The following is a 14,817-nucleotide window of genomic DNA, read 5'->3' as shown; positions in this document are numbered from 1 at the left end:
TGGTAGCCGCTGGTGAGTGAGCACTCTCGTCGACCGGACTTCGAGTCCTGGGGTCAGATCGTGCCCTCACCGGTGGTCAGGAGTCTTTGATCGCTGATGGGATGTCGTGCCCGCCGATCGTCTGGCGTGAGCACTGGTCCATTAGTCCGCCGACCGGCTCCTGCGGGCTTCCGTGTCCTGTTGTCGATGGTGGAGGTCGTGGTGTTGTTCGTTGGAGATGACTGGGCCGAGGACCACCACGACGTCGAGGTCCAGGACGAGACCGGCAAGGTGCTGAAGCGGTTGCGGCTGCCCGAGGGCATGGCTGGGATCACCCGGTTCCACGACCTCGTCGGCCGGTTCGTCGCCGAGGACGCCGACCCGTCCCAGGTGCTGGTGTGTATCGAGGTCGACCGGGGCCCGTGGGTGCGAGCGCTGGTCGCAGCCGGATACCGGGTGTTCGGGGTCGATCCCAAGCAGGCTGCTCGGCATCGCGAGATCCTTGGCTCCTCGGGCGCCAAGAGCGACAAGGGTGACGCCCACGCGCTCGCGGACATGATCCGCACCCGACGGCATCAGCTCCGCCAGGTGGCCGGGGACTCCGAGATCGCCGAGGCGGTCAAGGTCGTCACCCGTGCTCATCAGGCGCTGCTGTGGGAACGGACCCGCCACATGCTGCGCCTGCGGGTGGCGCTGCGGGATTACTTCCCTGCCGCGCTGGAGGCCTACAGGCCCCTCGGCCTCACCTCGGACGCGGTCTTGAAACTGCTGGCCAAGGCCCCTTCCCCCGAGGCTGCGGTGAAGCTGACGCTCAGTCAGATCTCGGGAACGCTGAAGGGCCGCCGCGACATCCCCGCCAAGGCACAGGCGATCCAGGACGTCCTACGCAGCGAGCACCTGGGCCAGGCGCCGCTCGTCACGACCGCCTACGCCTCTACCGTGAAGTCGCTGGTCGCGATCATCGCTGTCCTCAACCAGGAGATCAAGACCCTCGAAGGGCAGGTCGAGGCCCATTTTGGCCGGCACCCGGACGCTGAGGTCATCCTCAGCCAGCCCGGCATCGGCGTCGTTCTCGGCGCCCGGGTGCTCGCCGAGTTCGGAGATGCCAAGGACCGCTACGCCTCCGCCAAGGCACGCAAGAACTATGCCGGAACCTCACCCATCACCCGGCAATCGGGCAAGACACGAGTGGTCCAGGCACGGTTCGTCCACAACGACCGGCTCGTGGACGCCCTCCACCTCCAGGCGTCCTGCGCCCTCTTGCACGACTCTGCCGTCCGCGCCTACTACGACCAGATCAAAGCCCGCGAGATCAGCCACAATGCCGCCCTCCGCCAGGTCGCCAACCGCTTGGTGGGCATCCTCCACGGCTGCCTCAAAACCCACAGCCCCTACGACCAGGCAACCGCCTGGTCGCACCGATCAAACGACCTCGCTGCTTGACAACAAACGTCCAGGGATGTCTGACCCCTGCCCAAGGCCGGAGAACGGGCTTCCGCTCTCCGGCCCCGGGCAGGCCGGGCAGCGATCGGCCGAACCGGTCGCAACCCATTGCTAAGGAAAGTTTCCTAACGGATACTCCGGGATGAGTGCCCACCACCCCCCAAGGAGTATCCATGCTTCGTCGCGGCCTCGCCCTGCTCTCCATCGCCTCCGCCGGCCTGCTCGCCCTCGCCGCGCCCGCCCACGCGGCCGTCGTGGACGTGACCTTCGGGCCCCTCTCGATCGGCGACTACTGTCACGCCAAGGTCAGCTCGTCCTCGTGGATCGGCTTCTACGAGTCCGGCGGCCTGCGCTGCTACACCGGCGGCCCCGGCCCGATGACCTACGCGGGCTCCGGTGACCCGTACCTGGCCTGCAAGTTCCTCACCACGGACGTGGTGATGTCCGCGCTGCGCGGCACGTCCGACGCCCTGGTCTGCCGCGTCGTGCGCTGACCGCCCTCCGGCGCGGCACGGGACGGACCGTCCCGTGCCGCACCCGGTGTCAGGAGGGCAGGAGCTGGTCGAGGGGGGTGCCGGGGTCGGCGAGCCGGGCCCGGTCCACGGGCTTGCGGGACCTGATGAGGGCCTGGGTGTGGTCGGTGACGTCCCAGACGTTGACGTTCATCGCGGCCAGCACCCTGTCCTCCTCGTCCAGCCAGAAGGCGATGAACTCGCGGGCGTCCAGGTCGCCGCGCACCACGACGTCGGGCGTGCGGCCGGGCGGGACGTGGCCGACGTACTCCATGCCCAGGTCGTACTGGTCGGTGAAGAAGTAGGGCAGGTTGTCGTAGTCGCCGTCCCGGCCGAGCATCGCGCGGGCGGCGGTGGCGGGCTGGTTGAGCGCGTTGGCCCAGTGCTCGACCCGGACGTGGTGGCCCAGCAGCGGGTGGTAGGCGTTGGCGATGTCGCCGGCCGCGAAGATGTCGGGGTCGGAGGTGCGCAGGTCGGCCCCGACCTTGACGCCGTCCTCGACGGTCAGCCCGGCGGCCCGCGCGAGGTCGGTGTCCGGTTCGGCGCCGACGCCGGCCACGACGACGTCCGCCTCGACGTGGGCGCCGTCGTCGAGCAGGACCCCGGACTCGGTGATCTCGGCGGGGCGGGCGTCGAAGAGGAAGTGCACGCCGTGCTCGCGGTGCAGCGCGGTGAACACCTGGGCGACGTGCGGCCCCAGCACGCGCAGCAGCGGCGCGGAGGCCGTCTCGATCACGGTGACCTCGGCCCCCGCGGCGCGGGCGGCGGCGGCCACCTCCAGGCCGATCCAGCCGGCCCCGAGGATCGCGACGCGGCCGGCGCCGGCCAGCGTGGCGCGCAGGCGTTCGCTGTCGTCGACGGTACGCAGGTACAGCACGTCGGGCCGGTCGGCCCCGGGAATGTCGGGACGGCGCGGCCGGGAGCCGGTGGCCAGCAGCAGCCGGTCGTAGCCGAGTTGCTCACCGTCACTGAGAGTGACCTGGTGGCCGGCCGGGTCGATGCCGGTGACCTCGACGCCCAGCCGCAGCTCGACGTCGTGCTCGGCGTACCAGGAACGGTCGTGGACGAAGATCTTGTCGCGTTCGCCGGCGCCCTGGAGGTAGTCCTTGGACAGCGGCGGCCGCTCGTACGGCAGGTGCGTCTCCCTGCCGACCAGCACGAGCCGGCCGTCGAAGCCCTCGCCGCGCAGGGCCTCTGCGGCCTTGGCGGCGGCGAGGCCGCCGCCGGCGATCACGATGGTCGCGGGTGCAGGCATGGTCGGATCTCCTCTTCCTGTCCTGTTCCTGGGCGAAGGGCGTGGTGATCGCGGCGCACGTCAGCTCCCGCCCACGCCGAGCGCGGTGAGCAGCACCAGGACGACGGTCACGACCGCGAACAGCCCATGACCCGCCACGACCGCGACGGGGAAGTGCCGTTCGGCCGGAACCGGCGAGCCGGCCGCCGCCGGGCCGGAGCCGAGCCGGGCGACCCGCGCCCGATGGACGGGGATCCACCGCGCCAGCATGACGAACCCGAGCAGCGCGACCGGCACGAGCAGCCCGAACGCGAGCCAGGCCAGCCAGCCGGCGTCGGCGAACAGGTAGACGATCCAGACGACCAGGCCCGCCGCGGCGAGCAGGAAGTGCCCGAAGAGCACGGGAGCGGGCAGCCGGGACTCACCGGTCCGCTGCTGAGCCACGCCGCCGCGGGCGATCCAGGTGCCGAGCATGTAGAAGCCGCCGACGGCGGTGACGAGCCAGGTGATCAGTGCCGCGATCTCCACGATCTTCCTTCTTTCCAGATGAGCCGTTCGTATGTCCGTAGGCGGGACCTCACCGTGGCGGGGTGGTGGTGAACCCCTCGGCCTGGGTGTCCTCGTCGGCGACCCGGACGCCGTAGCGGAAGGCGAGCTTGCCGCCCAGGTAGCCCGACACCGCGAGCACGGCCAGGCACACCGCCGACAGCACGATCTGCCCCACCGGCACGGGTCCCGGCGGCCCGCCGCCCAGCCGCCAGGCGAACCCGGCCGCGTACCCGGCGGTGACCGCCAGGTTGAGCGCCATGTGCACCAGGCCGGTACGGAAGGCGGGCGTACGGGGCGGGATGGCGAACAGGTCCAGGAACCCGACGGAGGCGGCGGCCAGCGCGCCGAGACCGCCGAGGGCGATCAGCCAGACCGACCCCTGGGCCAGGAAACCGCCCGGCGACACCACGTGCGAGGCGACGTCGAAGACCAGGCTGGCCACCCATGCCCCGATCGGCACCGTCACCAGGATCGGGTGCGCCGGATGCCCGTACGGGCCCGCCAGCACCGTCACCGGCCGCTTGGCCCGGCCGGTCAGCTCGTCCATGACCCACCTCCTATTTCACCAACAAGTCTTGGACATATTCGGCGGCGGCGTCAACCTCCCCAGTACAAAGGCATGGCTTCAGATGATTCACAAGTTTTCTAGGCGTTAAGCTGGATGCGTGACGTCCGACTCCACGAGCCTCGCGGCGGTCGCCGCGCTCAGCGACGACCTGCGCCGCAGCATGTACGAGTTCATCCGCCGCGCCGGGCGGCCCGTCACCCGCGACGAGGCGGCCCAGAGCGTCGGGATCTCCCGCAAGCTCGCCGCCTTCCACCTGGACAAACTGGTGGACGCCGGGCTTCTCGCCACCCGCTACGAACAGCCGGGCGGGCTGCGCCGCGTCGGCCGCACCCCCAAGGTGTACGAACCCTCCGAGCTCGACGTCCAGGTCAGCATCCCCCAGCGCGAACCCGTCCTGCTCGCCGACATCCTGCTCGACGCCGTGCTGGCCGAGACGCCCGGCGAGAGCGCCGGTCAGGCGGCCCGCCGCCTGGCCCGCGAGCGCGGCCACGACCTCGGCCACACCGAACGCGGCGGGCTGCGCGGCGCCCGGCTCGGCCCCGAGCGCGCGCTGACCTGCGCCCAGCAGGTCCTGGAACGTCACGGTTTCGAGCCCAGCCGCGACACCCCGACCCTGGTCCGGCTGCGCAACTGCCCCTTCCACCCCCTGGCCGCCAAGGCCCCCGAGCTGGTCTGCGGCATCAACCACGCGTTCCTGACCGGCTTCCTCGACGGCCTCGACGCCCCGGCCGTCCAGGCCACCCTGATCCCGCGGCCGGGCCACTGCTGCGTCGAGCTGGGCGTGCCGCGGGGCCCCGGCGGCGCGGAGGCGGACGCGCCGGCCTGCGCCAAGGACGGTGACGGCCCGCCACCCGCTCCGCCGGCGTCCTGACCGGTTCCGGCAAGGGTTTCCCATGGGCCCGGCCACGGCCCGCCGGGCGCTCTACCGTGGGATCGCCGGAGTGGTGACGTGGCAGGGGAAGGCGTCCGATGATCGCAGCCATCGCCAGGATCCAGACACTGTCGGCGGCGTTCGGGTACGCCGCCGCGGTGCTCACGCTGACCTGGCTGACCCAGGACGGCCGCCCGGGCGACGGGACGTACGGCGACCTGGCCATGGTCGTCATGGCCTTCCCGCTCTACCTCGCCGCCGGCCCGCTGAACGGCGCGCTCCACGCCTACGCGCCGGGGCCTCCGCACGCCTGGGACCTCGTCCTCATGGCCTGGCCGGGGATCGTCCTGGCGATCCTGCTGGCGTCGCTGCGCGGCCGCGCGGCCGGGCGGGTGCTCGGATGGCTCTCGGCGGCGGCCGTCACCCTGGTGGGAGTGGCGACCACCTTCGACGGCTGGGCGCCACGACGGCCGTACGGCTGGCCGTTCCTCGTCTGCGGGCTGATCATGATCGTCGGGTTGATGACCGCGCGCCGGCCCGCCCCGGACGTCCGGCACGGGCCGGGCCCTCGGCCGCCCGGCCCGTGACCAGCCCAGATCTACGTGGTGGAGAAGGCCGCGTCGAAGGCGGTGGCGGGCGGCGTGATGGAGTTCAGCCGCCGGATGTACCCCAGCGCCTCCCGGGCGCCGTCCAGCCGGTCCATGCCCGCGTCCTCCCACTCGATCGAGATCGGCCCGTCGTACCCGATCGAGTTGAGCGCCCGGAAGCAGTCCTCCCAGGGCACGTCACCGCGCCCGGTGGAGACGAAGTCCCACCCCCGGCGCATGTCCGCCCAGGGCAGGTGCGACGACAGCCGCCCCTTGCGCCCGTCACCGATCCGGACCCGGGTGTCCTTGCAGTCGACGTGGTAGATCCGGTCCTTGAAGTCGAGGATGAACGCCACCGGGTCCAGGTCCTGCCACACCATGTGCGACGGGTCCCAGTTCAGCCCGAACGCCGGACGATGCCCGATCGCCTCCAGCGTCCGCTGCGTCGTGTAGTAGTCGTAGGCGATCTCGCTCGGGTGGATCTCGTGCGCGAAGCGCACCCCCACCTCGTCGAACACGTCGAGGATCGGGTTCCAGCGGTCGGCGAAGTCCTGGTAGCCGGCCTCCACCATCGACGCCGGCACCGGCGGGAACATGGCCACGGTGTGCCAGATCGACGACCCGGTGAACCCCACCACCGTGTCCACGCCGAGCGCCGCCGCCGCCCGCGCGGTGTCCTTCATGTCCTCGGCCGCGGCCCGCCGCACGGACTCCGGGTCGCCCGAGCCCCAGATGCGCGCCGGCAGGATCGCCTTGTGCCGCTCGTCGATCGGATGGTCGCAGACGGCCTGGCCGACGAGGTGGTTGGAGATCGTCCACACCTTCAGGCCGTGCTTGTCGAGCTGGGCGCGCTTCTGCTCCACGTATGACGGGTCCGCCACCGCCTGCGCCACGTCGAAGTGGTCACCCGAGCAGGCGATCTCCAGGCCGTCGTAGCCCCATTCGGCCGCCAGCCTGCACACCTCCTCGAACGGCAGGTCCGCCCACTGCCCGGTGAACAGCGTTACTGGTCTCATGAGTCCTCCACAGGGGTGTACCGGCTGCCGTCGGCCGCGCTCGCCTCCACCGCCGCCAGCACGCGCTGCACCCGCAGCCCGTCGGCGAACGACGGCGCGGGGTCGGTGCCGGCCGCGACGGCCTCCAGGAAGTCCTTGATCTCGTGGGTGAAGGTGTGCTCGTAGCCCAGCCCGTGCCCCGGCGGCCACCACGCGCCCACGTAGGGATGGTCGGGCTCGGTCACCAGGATCCGCTCGAACCCGCCCCCGCCCTCGCTGAACCACAGCTCGTTCATGGACTCGAAGTCGAACGCCAGGCTGCCGAGCTGCCCGTTGACCTCGATGCGCATCGCGTTCTTGCGCCCGGTCGCGAACCTGGTGGCCTCGAAGGAGGCCAGCGCGCCGCCCGACATCCGGCCGATGAACAGCGCGGCGTCGTCGACCGTGACCGCCCCCTCTCCTCGGCACGGGACGCCGCCAGCCCCGCCGACTCCCCCGCCAGCGGACGCTCCTTGACGAACGTCTCCGTCAGCCCCGACACGCCCACCACACGCTGGCCGGTGACGAACTCGGCGACGTCGACGATGTGCGAGCCGATGTCGCCGAGCGCCCCCGCACCCGCCTTGTCCTTCTGCAACCGCCACACCAGCGGGAACTCCGGGTCCACGATCCAGTCCTGGAGGTACTGGGCGCGTACGTGCCGGATCTCGCCGAGCCTGCCCTCCTCGACGTACCGGCGGGCCAGCGCGACCGCGGGGACCCGCCGGTAGTTGAAGGCCACCATGCTCCTGCCCGGCGCCGCGGCCGCCGCCGCGACCATGGCCTCGGCCTCGGCGACGGTGTTGGCCAGCGGTTTCTCACAGATCACGTGCTTGCCGGCGCGCAGCGCGGCGATGGCGATCTCGGCGTGCGAGTCGCCCGGCGTGCAGATGTCGACGATCTGCACGTCGTCCCGCCGGACGAGCTCTCTCCAGTCCGTCTCGACGTCGGCCCAGCCGAGCCGGGCCGCCGCGGCGGCGGTCTGCTCCTTCGACCGCCCCGCCAGCACCGCCATGCGCGGCGCGAGCGGCAGGTCGAAGAACGCGCCGACGCTCCGCCAGGCCTGGGAGTGGACGCGGCCCATGAACGCGTATCCGATCATGCCCACGCCGATGGTGGTCTTGTCTGACATGCAACCCCCGATCAGGATTCGAATCCGAGCGCCAGATACTTGTCGACGTTCTCCTTGGTGATCGTCTCCGACGCGAGGGTGATCGACTGGGGAACCTGGTTCTCCACGAGGTCACTCATGCCCTTGCCCTGCGCGATCAACCTGGCGAGCCTGATGGCCGAGGAGGCCATCGTGGGGCTGTAGGTGACGGTGGCCTTGAGCACCGACGTGCCGGCCTGGATCTCCTTCATGGCGTTCAGCGAGCCGGCGCCGCCCACCATGACGAACTCGTCGCGGTTCGCCTCCTTGATGGCGGCCAGCACGCCGACACCCTGGTCGTCGTCGTGGTTCCACAGAGCGTCGATCTTCTTGTGCGCCTGCAGCAGCGAGGTCGCCACCTGGTTGCCGGTCTCGACGGTGAACTTGGCGTCCTGCTTGGCCGTGACACTGAACCCGTACGTCTTCAGCGCGTCGGCGAAGCCCTTGCTGCGGTCCTGGGTCAGCGGCAGCGTGGCGATGCCCTGGATCTCGACGATCACCGGGTTCGCGACGCCCTTGTCCTTGAGCTGCTTGCCGATGTAGTGCCCGGCCGCGACGCCCATGCCGTAGTTGTCGCCGCCGATCCACGTGCGGTAGGCCAGCTTGTCCGGGAACACCCGGTCGAGGTTGATGACCGGGATGCCCGCCTGCGTCGCCTGCAACGCGACCTGGTTCAGCTGCTGGCCGTCGTTCGGCAGGATGACCAGGGCGTTCACCTTGGCCGCGATCAGCGACTCGACGGCGGAGATCTGCTGGTTGATGTCGTTGGTCGGCTCGACGGCCTTGAAGTCGACGTCGCCGTACTGCTTGGCCGCGCTCTCGGCGTTCTTGGCGATGGCCGCGATCCAGCCGTGGTCGGCGGCCGGCGCGGAGAAGCCGATCGTCACCTTCTGGCCGGGTTCGTCGTTGCCGCTCGCGGCGGGGGCGGGCGCGGGCGCCGCCGACGAGGGAGCGGCCGCCGGCTCGTTGCTGGTGCAACCCGCCGCTAACAGCACTGCCCCGCCGACGAGGAATCCCCTGCGCGCGACGTTCTCACTCATGTTGCTCTCGCTTTCAGGTTCCGCCGCTGGAGAAGGACGGCGACGACGATGATCAGGCCCTTGGCGATCAGCTGGTCGCTGGTGTTGAGCCCGTTGAGGATGAACAGGTTCGTGATGAGGGTGAAGATCAGCAGGCCCAGGATCGAGCCGATGATCGTGCCCCGGCCTCCGGTGAGCAGGGTGCCGCCGATGATGACGGCGGCGATGGCGTCCAGCTCGTACAGGTCGCCGTGGGTGGACGAGCCTGTCGTCGTACGGGCCATGATGAGGATCGCGGCGACGCCGCAGCAGAAGCCGGACAGGGCGTACAGGAGCATCGTGTGCCTGCGTACGTCGATGCCGGCCAGCCTGGCCGCCTCGGGGTTGCCCCCGACCGCGTACGTGCGGCGGCCGAACGTGGTGCGGTTCAGGACGATCCACCCCAGCACCACGACCAGGGCGAACACGTAGACCAGCAGCGGGATGCCGAGCAGCCGCGTGGTGGACAGCTGCACGATGCCCTCGACCTGGATGAGCTGCGTCTTCCTGTCGGACATGCGCTGGGCCAGGCCGCGGGCGGCCACCAGCATGGCCAGGGTGGCGATGAACGGCACCATCCGCCCGTAGGCGATCAGCAGCCCGTTGACCAGCCCGGCCCCGGTGCCGACGAGGATCGCGCAGACGGCCATCACCACCGGCCCGTACGACTGGGTGGCCAGCGTGGTCGCCCAGACCGAGGCGAGGGCCATGACGGCGCCGACGGACAGGTCGATGCCACCGCCGATGATCACGAACGTGGCCCCGACGGTGATCACGCCGATCGTGGCGGCCAGGGCCAGGATGCTGACCAGGTTGGAGGTGGTGGCGAAGTTGTCGAACCGGGTGACCAGGCCGACGACCACGAGCAGCGCCAGCGCGCCCAGCAGGCCGAGGTGGCGGATCTCGGCGACCCCGTTCAGCAGGGACGGTCTCGGCCGGGCGACCCCGGCGGCGGGTCGTTCGGGCGCCTCAATGGGGTCGCTCATCACGCGGCCCTCCCATCCATGATCATGTCCAGTACGCGGTGCTCGTCCAGGCCGGCCGCCTCGCCCTCGTGGATGACGGCGCCCTCGCGCAGCACGAGCACCCGGTCGGCGAGGCCCAGCACCTCGGGCACCTCGCTGGAGACCAGCAGCACGCCGATGCCCTGGTCGGCCAGGTCGCGGATGACGGCGTACAGCTCGGCGCGGGCGCCGACGTCGACGCCGCGGGTGGGCTCGTCGAGCAGCAGCAGTTTGCGTCCGCCGAGCAGCCAGCGGGCGAGCACGGCCTTCTGCTGGTTGCCGCCCGACAGGGTCCTGATCGGGCGCTCGGGGTCGGGCGGGCGGATGTCGAGGAGCTCGGCCAGGCGGGCGGCCTCGGCCCGCTCGCGTCCGCGGTCGATCCACCCGAACCTGGCGAACTGCGGCAGGGTGCCGAGCGTGATGTTCGCGGTGACGCTCTGGTCGAGCAGCAGGGCCTGGGCCTTGCGTTCCTCGGGGGCCAGGCCCATGCCCTGCCGGACGGCGCCGGTCACGCGGCGGCGCGCCGGGCGGCCGGCGAGCGTGACGCGGCCGGCGGCGGGACGGGCTCCGTAGACGGCCTCCAGGATCTCGGAGCGTCCGCTGCCGACGAGCCCGGCGAGTCCGACGATCTCCCCGGCGCGCACGGAGAAGGAGACGTCGGCGAAGACGCCGGGCGCGGTCAGGTTCTCCACGCGCAGCACCTCCTCGCCGGGCGGCCGGGTCGGGCGGGGCGGGAAGACGTACTCGACGTTGCGGCCGGTCATGAGGGAGACGATGCGGGCGGTGGGCGTGTCGCGGGCGGGCAGGCCGACGGCGACGGTGCGCCCGTCCTTGAGCACGGTGACGCGGTCGCCGATCTCGCGGATCTCCTCCAGCCGGTGGGAGATGTAGACGACGGCCACGCCCTGGGCGGTGAGCTCGCGGATGATGCGGAACAGGTTGGCGACCTCGTCGTGGGCCAGGGCGGCCGACGGCTCGTCCATGATGATCAGGCGGGCGTCGTGGGAGAGGGCGCGGGCCATCGAGACGACCTGTTTGGCGGCCGGTGAGAGCCGTCCGACCTCGGTGGAGGGGCGGATCTCGCCGTGGCCGAGGCGTTCCAGCACCGCGCGGGCGGCCCGGCGGCCGGCCTGGCGGTTGACGAACCCGAAGCGGGCGTGCTCGTGGCCGAGGAAGATGTTCTCGGCGACGCTGAGGCCGTCGACCAGGTCGAGTTCCTGGTAGATGGTGGCGAAGCCGAGCCGGATGGCGTCGTTGGGGCTGGCGGGCCGGACGGGCGCGTCGTTGAAGACGATCGTGCCCTCGTCGGGCTGGTGGACGCCGGCCAGCACCTTGATCAGGGTGGACTTGCCCGCGCCGTTCTGGCCGAGCAGGCAGTGGACCTCGCCCGCCCGTACGTCGAGATCGACCCCGTCGAGCGCGCGCACGCCGGGGAACTGCTTGACGATGCCCTTCATGACCAGCATCGGGGGTCCCCTTCAGGCGTTGACGATGCGGTTGATGTTGTCCGGTGACAGGTAGTGCTCGATGGCGAGCAGGCCCGCGCCGAGAGCGGCGGCGTTGATCCCGGTGCGGCTCGGGGTGATGGACAGGTGGTGGGTGGCCAGCGGCAGTGACCGGCGGTAGATGGTCTCCCTGATGCCGGCCAGGAGGTGCTCGTGGACGCGGGACAGTGCGCCGCCGATGACGATGACCTCGGGGTTGAAGAAGTTGACCAGGCCGGCCAGCACCTCGCCGATGAGCCGGCCGGCCTCCCTGACCAGCCGCAGCGCCTGGGTGTTGCCCGCCTGGACGAGCGCGACGACGTCGGCGCCGGTCTCGGCGGCCAGCCCGAGCTCGGCGAGCCGGCGGGCGATGGCGGCGCCGCCGGCCACGGCCTCCAGGCAGGCGCTGTTGCCGCAGCGGCAGCCGGCGTCGTCGTGGCCGCTGACGCGGATGTGCCCGATGTCGCCGGCCGAGCCCTGGGCTCCTCTGTGGAGCTTGCCGTCGGCCACGATGCCGCAGCCGATGCCGGTGCCGACCTTGACGAACAGCAGGTGGCTGGTGCCGGCGAAGGCGTTGCGGTGCTCGCCGAGCGCCATGACGTTGACGTCGTTGTCGACCAGCACCTGGATGCCGTCGAAGTATTCGGGGACGGGGTAGTCGTTCCAGCCGGGCATGATCGGCGGGTTGTTGGGGCGGCCGGTGGCGAACTCCACCGGGCCGGGCACGCCGATGCCGATGGCGCGCAGCGCGGCGCGGGGCCGTCCGGCCTCGCCGAGCAGCCGGTCGAGCCGCTCGTCGACGTGGGCGAGCACTTTGTCGGGGCCCTCGCCGATCTCCAGCGGGTCCTCGCACTCGGCCAGCAGGCCGCCGGTCAGGTCCATGAGCGCGACCCGGCAGTGGGTGGCGCCGAGGTCGACGCCGGCGAAGGCGTGCTCCTCGGTGTGCAGGCGGAGCTGGCGCGGTGGACGGCCGCCGGTGGACTCGCCGCTCTCGGTCTCCTCGACGAGACCGCGTTCGATGAGCGCGTCGACCCGCTGGGAGATCGTGGATCTGGCCAGTCCGGTGAGGCGCGCGAGATCGGAACGGGTGGTCGCCGATCCGGCGCTGATGAGCGTCAGGACGTCGGCAGCCGAGCCCGGCTGGGGGGTCATGCGGGAACAATAAGATCACTCATGCGGCAAATCAAGAGCCTTGTTCGACCGAACCTCGCTGACTTATGCCGAAGATCGAACAAAGCCTGGCATGAGACGTGCGCCGAGACCCTCCCGAACGCGCGGAAGCCGGCCACCGCCCCGACGGGCGATGACCGGCTTCCGGCAGGCTCCGGCGTGGAGCGGCTAGAGCATGGCCTTCATCGAGTCGCCGGCCGTCAGCACGTACGGCTGCTCGGCCATCACCGAGCCCCAGTTGTCGGCGATCGCCTCGGGGGTGAGGTCGTCGGCCTTCCAGCCGGGCCCCTCGGCCACGAACACGCGGGCCACCCGCCCGCCGCCGACGGTGAACACCTCGCCGCTCGACTCGCACGAGTCGTGCACGAGGTAGGCGACCAGCGCGCTCACCCGCTCGGGTGTGAACTTCGCCTCGAACTCGGCCGGCAGCAGCGCCTCGGTCATCCTGGTCCAGGCGACGGGGGCGATGGCGTTGGCCTTGATGCCGTTGCGCGCGCCCTCGATGGCCAGCGTCTTGGTCAGCCCCACCAGGCCCATCTTGGCGGTGGAGTAGTTGGCCTGGCCGAAGTTGCCGAACAGGCCGGCCGGGCTGGAGGTGTTGACGATGCGGCCGTGCCCGGCCTCCTTCATCAGCGGGTAGGCGGCCTGGCTGACCAGGTACGACCCGCGTACGTGCACGGCCAGCACGCCGTCGAAGTCCTCGACGGTCATCTTCCCGAACGACTTGTCCCGCAGGATGCCCGCGTTGTTGACGACGATGTCGACCCGGCCGAACGCGTCGACGGCCGTCTGCACGAGCGCCCTGGCGCCCTCGGGGGTGGCGACGTTGTCGGCGTTGGCGACGGCCTGGCCGCCATGCTTGGTGATGAGCTCGACCACCTCGGCGGCTGGGCCGGTGGAGGCGCCGGTGCCGTCGAGCGCGCCGCCGAGGTCGTTGACCACGACCTTGGCGCCCCGCTCGGCGAGCAGGAGCGCGTGCGCCCTGCCGAGGCCGTGCCCGGCGCCCGTGATGATCGCGACCCTGTCATCGAACCGAAGCATCGAACCTCCAGAGCAAGAGAACAACATTCTGGTAGGAGTACGATAACCGACCGGCTCAGGCGCGTCTCCAGAGCTCGGGCTCACCCTCCTGCCTGCGTACCCTGCCCCGTCCGGCCAGCCATACCAGGTGGGCCAGCGTCTCGTTGTTGGCCGCCCGGCGCATGAACGGCGGGATCGTCTCCCAGGGCCGCGACCAGCTCAGCCGGGTGGCGACGTCCCAGCAGGTCACGCCGTCGTCCTCGCCGACGACCCGTTCGATCTCGGCCAGCCGCTCGTCGTGGTGCGCCAGCACGTGGTCGACGCGTCCGGCCAGCTCCAGGAAGCGGTACTCGTGGCCGGGCAGCACCTCGTCCACCTCCAGGTCGCGCACGGCGGCCAGCGAGCCGAGGTAGTCGGCCAGCGGATCGGGGCCCGACTGGGGGTGCACGGCCACGATCGGCGTGATCTTCGCCAGCACGTGGTCGCCGGAGAGCAGCAGCCTGCGCTCCGGCGAGACGAAGCACAGGTGGCCGGGCGTGTGGCCGGGGGTCCAGACGGCCCGCAGGTCCCAGCCGGGCAGGTCGAGCTTCTCACCGTCCTCGATCAGCCGGTCGGGACGGGCCATCGTGACCATGTGCCTGATCATCATCGAGGCCCCGGCCAGCTCGTCCAGGCTCAGGTCGGGCACGCCGGAGCGCCGGAGCAGGGCCCGCTCCCGCTGGACGAGCGAGTCGATGGCGTCGTCGTCGTACCGTTCGCGCACCAGGTTCGCGTCGGCCGGGTGCAGCCCGATCCAGGCGCCCGACGCCTCGCGGACGCGTCCGGCCAGGCCGTAGTGGTCGGGGTGCAGGTGGGTGACCAGGACGGCCCTGACGTCGGCGATCCCGTAGCCGGCCACGGCCAGCCCGGCGGCGAGGGCGTCGTAGGCCTCGTCGGTGTTCCACCCGGCGTCCACGATGGCCACGCCGTCGGGCAGTTCGAGGGCGTAGACCAGGACGTACCGTAGCGGGTTGACCGGGATGGGCACCGGGATCGACCACAACCCCGGCCGGACCCGCTCGACCTCCGGAACCGCCCCGCTCATCCACGCCTCGCGCTGCGCCACGTTGGAAGGAGTCACCACGAACTTAGCCATGGCCCCGAATATAGTTCTG

16 protein-coding genes are annotated in these 14,817 nt (G+C 71.2%); 4 read left to right on the top strand and 12 right to left on the bottom strand.

The window, feature by feature from the left end:
* Nucleotides 1–201: 201 nt before the first annotated feature.
* Entirely contained in the window at nucleotides 202–1,422 is a 1,221-nt protein-coding gene (locus ACNF49_RS11540) for an IS110 family RNA-guided transposase (protein WP_482945514.1), read from the top strand.
* Between the two features lie 173 nt (nucleotides 1,423–1,595).
* Nucleotides 1,596–1,916 carry a hypothetical protein gene (locus ACNF49_RS11535; RefSeq protein WP_357984902.1) on the top strand — a complete coding sequence of 107 codons (321 nt, stop codon included), beginning with the start codon at nucleotides 1,596–1,598 and terminating at the stop codon, nucleotides 1,914–1,916.
* A 49-nt stretch (nucleotides 1,917–1,965) separates the two neighbouring features.
* Here the strand turns inward: ACNF49_RS11535 and ACNF49_RS11530 are convergent, their stop codons facing one another.
* Genes ACNF49_RS11530 through ACNF49_RS11520 form a run of 3 tightly spaced genes read right to left on the bottom strand, consistent with a single transcriptional unit; the run spans nucleotide 1,966 to nucleotide 4,264 of the window.
* Nucleotides 1,966–3,189 (bottom strand): NAD(P)/FAD-dependent oxidoreductase, encoded by a 1,224-nt coding sequence (locus ACNF49_RS11530; RefSeq protein WP_482943655.1) that lies wholly within the window; start codon nucleotides 3,187–3,189, stop codon nucleotides 1,966–1,968.
* Between the two features lie 60 nt (nucleotides 3,190–3,249).
* Nucleotides 3,250–3,696, bottom strand: a complete 447-nt coding sequence (locus tag ACNF49_RS11525) for a hypothetical protein (RefSeq protein ID WP_357984908.1) — start codon at nucleotides 3,694–3,696, stop codon at nucleotides 3,250–3,252.
* A 49-nt stretch (nucleotides 3,697–3,745) separates the two neighbouring features.
* The gene (locus ACNF49_RS11520; RefSeq protein ID WP_357984910.1) at nucleotides 3,746–4,264 is read right to left on the bottom strand and encodes a DUF2231 domain-containing protein; all 519 of its coding nucleotides are present in this window, start codon (nucleotides 4,262–4,264) and stop codon (nucleotides 3,746–3,748) included.
* A gap of 118 nt (nucleotides 4,265–4,382) precedes the next feature.
* Between ACNF49_RS11520 and ACNF49_RS11515 the strand changes: the two genes are divergently transcribed.
* Entirely contained in the window at nucleotides 4,383–5,156 is a 774-nt protein-coding gene (locus ACNF49_RS11515) for a helix-turn-helix transcriptional regulator (RefSeq protein ID WP_482943654.1), read from the top strand.
* A gap of 98 nt (nucleotides 5,157–5,254) precedes the next feature.
* A complete protein-coding gene (locus ACNF49_RS11510) occupies nucleotides 5,255–5,743 on the top strand; it encodes a hypothetical protein (protein WP_482943653.1) in 489 nt (162 codons plus the stop codon).
* A gap of 11 nt (nucleotides 5,744–5,754) precedes the next feature.
* Here ACNF49_RS11510 and ACNF49_RS11505 read toward each other — a convergent pair whose 3' ends face one another.
* From ACNF49_RS11505 to ACNF49_RS11465, 9 genes are all read right to left on the bottom strand, one after another.
* The gene (locus tag ACNF49_RS11505) at nucleotides 5,755–6,759 is read right to left on the bottom strand and encodes a sugar phosphate isomerase/epimerase family protein (protein WP_357984919.1); all 1,005 of its coding nucleotides are present in this window, start codon (nucleotides 6,757–6,759) and stop codon (nucleotides 5,755–5,757) included.
* The gene (locus ACNF49_RS11500) at nucleotides 6,756–7,136 is read right to left on the bottom strand and encodes a Gfo/Idh/MocA family oxidoreductase (protein WP_482945513.1); all 381 of its coding nucleotides are present in this window, start codon (nucleotides 7,134–7,136) and stop codon (nucleotides 6,756–6,758) included. The genes ACNF49_RS11505 and ACNF49_RS11500 overlap by 4 nt, the downstream gene beginning before the upstream one ends.
* Nucleotides 7,031–7,909, bottom strand: coding sequence for a Gfo/Idh/MocA family protein (locus tag ACNF49_RS11495; RefSeq protein WP_482943652.1), 879 nt, complete (start codon nucleotides 7,907–7,909; stop codon nucleotides 7,031–7,033). The genes ACNF49_RS11500 and ACNF49_RS11495 overlap by 106 nt, the downstream gene beginning before the upstream one ends.
* A gap of 11 nt (nucleotides 7,910–7,920) precedes the next feature.
* Nucleotides 7,921–8,967: an ABC transporter substrate-binding protein gene (locus tag ACNF49_RS11490; RefSeq protein WP_357984925.1), complete on the bottom strand. Its 1,047-nt coding sequence runs from the start codon at nucleotides 8,965–8,967 to the stop codon at nucleotides 7,921–7,923.
* On the bottom strand, nucleotides 8,964–9,971 hold the full coding sequence (locus tag ACNF49_RS11485; RefSeq protein ID WP_357984928.1) for an ABC transporter permease: 1,008 nt from the start codon (nucleotides 9,969–9,971) through the stop codon (nucleotides 8,964–8,966). Before ACNF49_RS11485 ends, ACNF49_RS11490 begins: the two co-directional genes overlap by 4 nt.
* Nucleotides 9,971–11,455: a sugar ABC transporter ATP-binding protein gene (locus ACNF49_RS11480; protein WP_357984931.1), complete on the bottom strand. Its 1,485-nt coding sequence runs from the start codon at nucleotides 11,453–11,455 to the stop codon at nucleotides 9,971–9,973. The genes ACNF49_RS11485 and ACNF49_RS11480 overlap by 1 nt, the downstream gene beginning before the upstream one ends.
* 12 nt (nucleotides 11,456–11,467) lie before the next feature.
* Entirely contained in the window at nucleotides 11,468–12,625 is a 1,158-nt protein-coding gene (locus tag ACNF49_RS11475) for an ROK family transcriptional regulator (RefSeq protein ID WP_357984934.1), read from the bottom strand.
* Between the two features lie 186 nt (nucleotides 12,626–12,811).
* Complete coding sequence (locus tag ACNF49_RS11470; protein ID WP_482943651.1) at nucleotides 12,812–13,684, bottom strand: SDR family oxidoreductase; 873 nt, start codon at nucleotides 13,682–13,684, stop codon at nucleotides 12,812–12,814.
* Between the two features lie 55 nt (nucleotides 13,685–13,739).
* Nucleotides 13,740–14,798 carry an MBL fold metallo-hydrolase gene (locus ACNF49_RS11465; RefSeq protein ID WP_482943650.1) on the bottom strand — a complete coding sequence of 353 codons (1,059 nt, stop codon included), beginning with the start codon at nucleotides 14,796–14,798 and terminating at the stop codon, nucleotides 13,740–13,742.
* Nucleotides 14,799–14,817 lie beyond the last annotated feature (19 nt).

It is taken from the genome of Actinomadura sp. ATCC 39365 (assembly GCF_054392275.1).
The sequence above is the reverse complement of the archived record's forward strand: the minus strand, read 5'-3'. Positions and strand labels throughout refer to the sequence as shown.

What these genes read in the sequence shown, in the direction of transcription:
- ACNF49_RS11465 (WP_482943650.1), bottom strand. Translation starts at nt 14,798, where the DNA reads ATGGCTAAGTTCGTGGTGACTCCTTCCAACGTGGCGCAGCGCGAGGCG.
- ACNF49_RS11520 (WP_357984910.1), bottom strand. Translation starts at nt 4,264, where the DNA reads ATGGACGAGCTGACCGGCCGGGCCAAGCGGCCGGTGACGGTGCTGGCG.
- ACNF49_RS11505 (WP_357984919.1), bottom strand. Translation starts at nt 6,759, where the DNA reads ATGAGACCAGTAACGCTGTTCACCGGGCAGTGGGCGGACCTGCCGTTC.
- ACNF49_RS11480 (WP_357984931.1), bottom strand. Translation starts at nt 11,455, where the DNA reads ATGCTGGTCATGAAGGGCATCGTCAAGCAGTTCCCCGGCGTGCGCGCG.
- ACNF49_RS11485 (WP_357984928.1), bottom strand. Translation starts at nt 9,971, where the DNA reads ATGAGCGACCCCATTGAGGCGCCCGAACGACCCGCCGCCGGGGTCGCC.
- ACNF49_RS11510 (WP_482943653.1), top strand. Translation starts at nt 5,255, where the DNA reads ATGATCGCAGCCATCGCCAGGATCCAGACACTGTCGGCGGCGTTCGGG.
- ACNF49_RS11535 (WP_357984902.1), top strand. Translation starts at nt 1,596, where the DNA reads ATGCTTCGTCGCGGCCTCGCCCTGCTCTCCATCGCCTCCGCCGGCCTG.
- ACNF49_RS11495 (WP_482943652.1), bottom strand. Translation starts at nt 7,909, where the DNA reads ATGTCAGACAAGACCACCATCGGCGTGGGCATGATCGGATACGCGTTC.
- ACNF49_RS11490 (WP_357984925.1), bottom strand. Translation starts at nt 8,967, where the DNA reads ATGAGTGAGAACGTCGCGCGCAGGGGATTCCTCGTCGGCGGGGCAGTG.
- ACNF49_RS11470 (WP_482943651.1), bottom strand. Translation starts at nt 13,684, where the DNA reads ATGCTTCGGTTCGATGACAGGGTCGCGATCATCACGGGCGCCGGGCAC.
- ACNF49_RS11475 (WP_357984934.1), bottom strand. Translation starts at nt 12,625, where the DNA reads ATGACCCCCCAGCCGGGCTCGGCTGCCGACGTCCTGACGCTCATCAGC.
- ACNF49_RS11530 (WP_482943655.1), bottom strand. Translation starts at nt 3,189, where the DNA reads ATGCCTGCACCCGCGACCATCGTGATCGCCGGCGGCGGCCTCGCCGCC.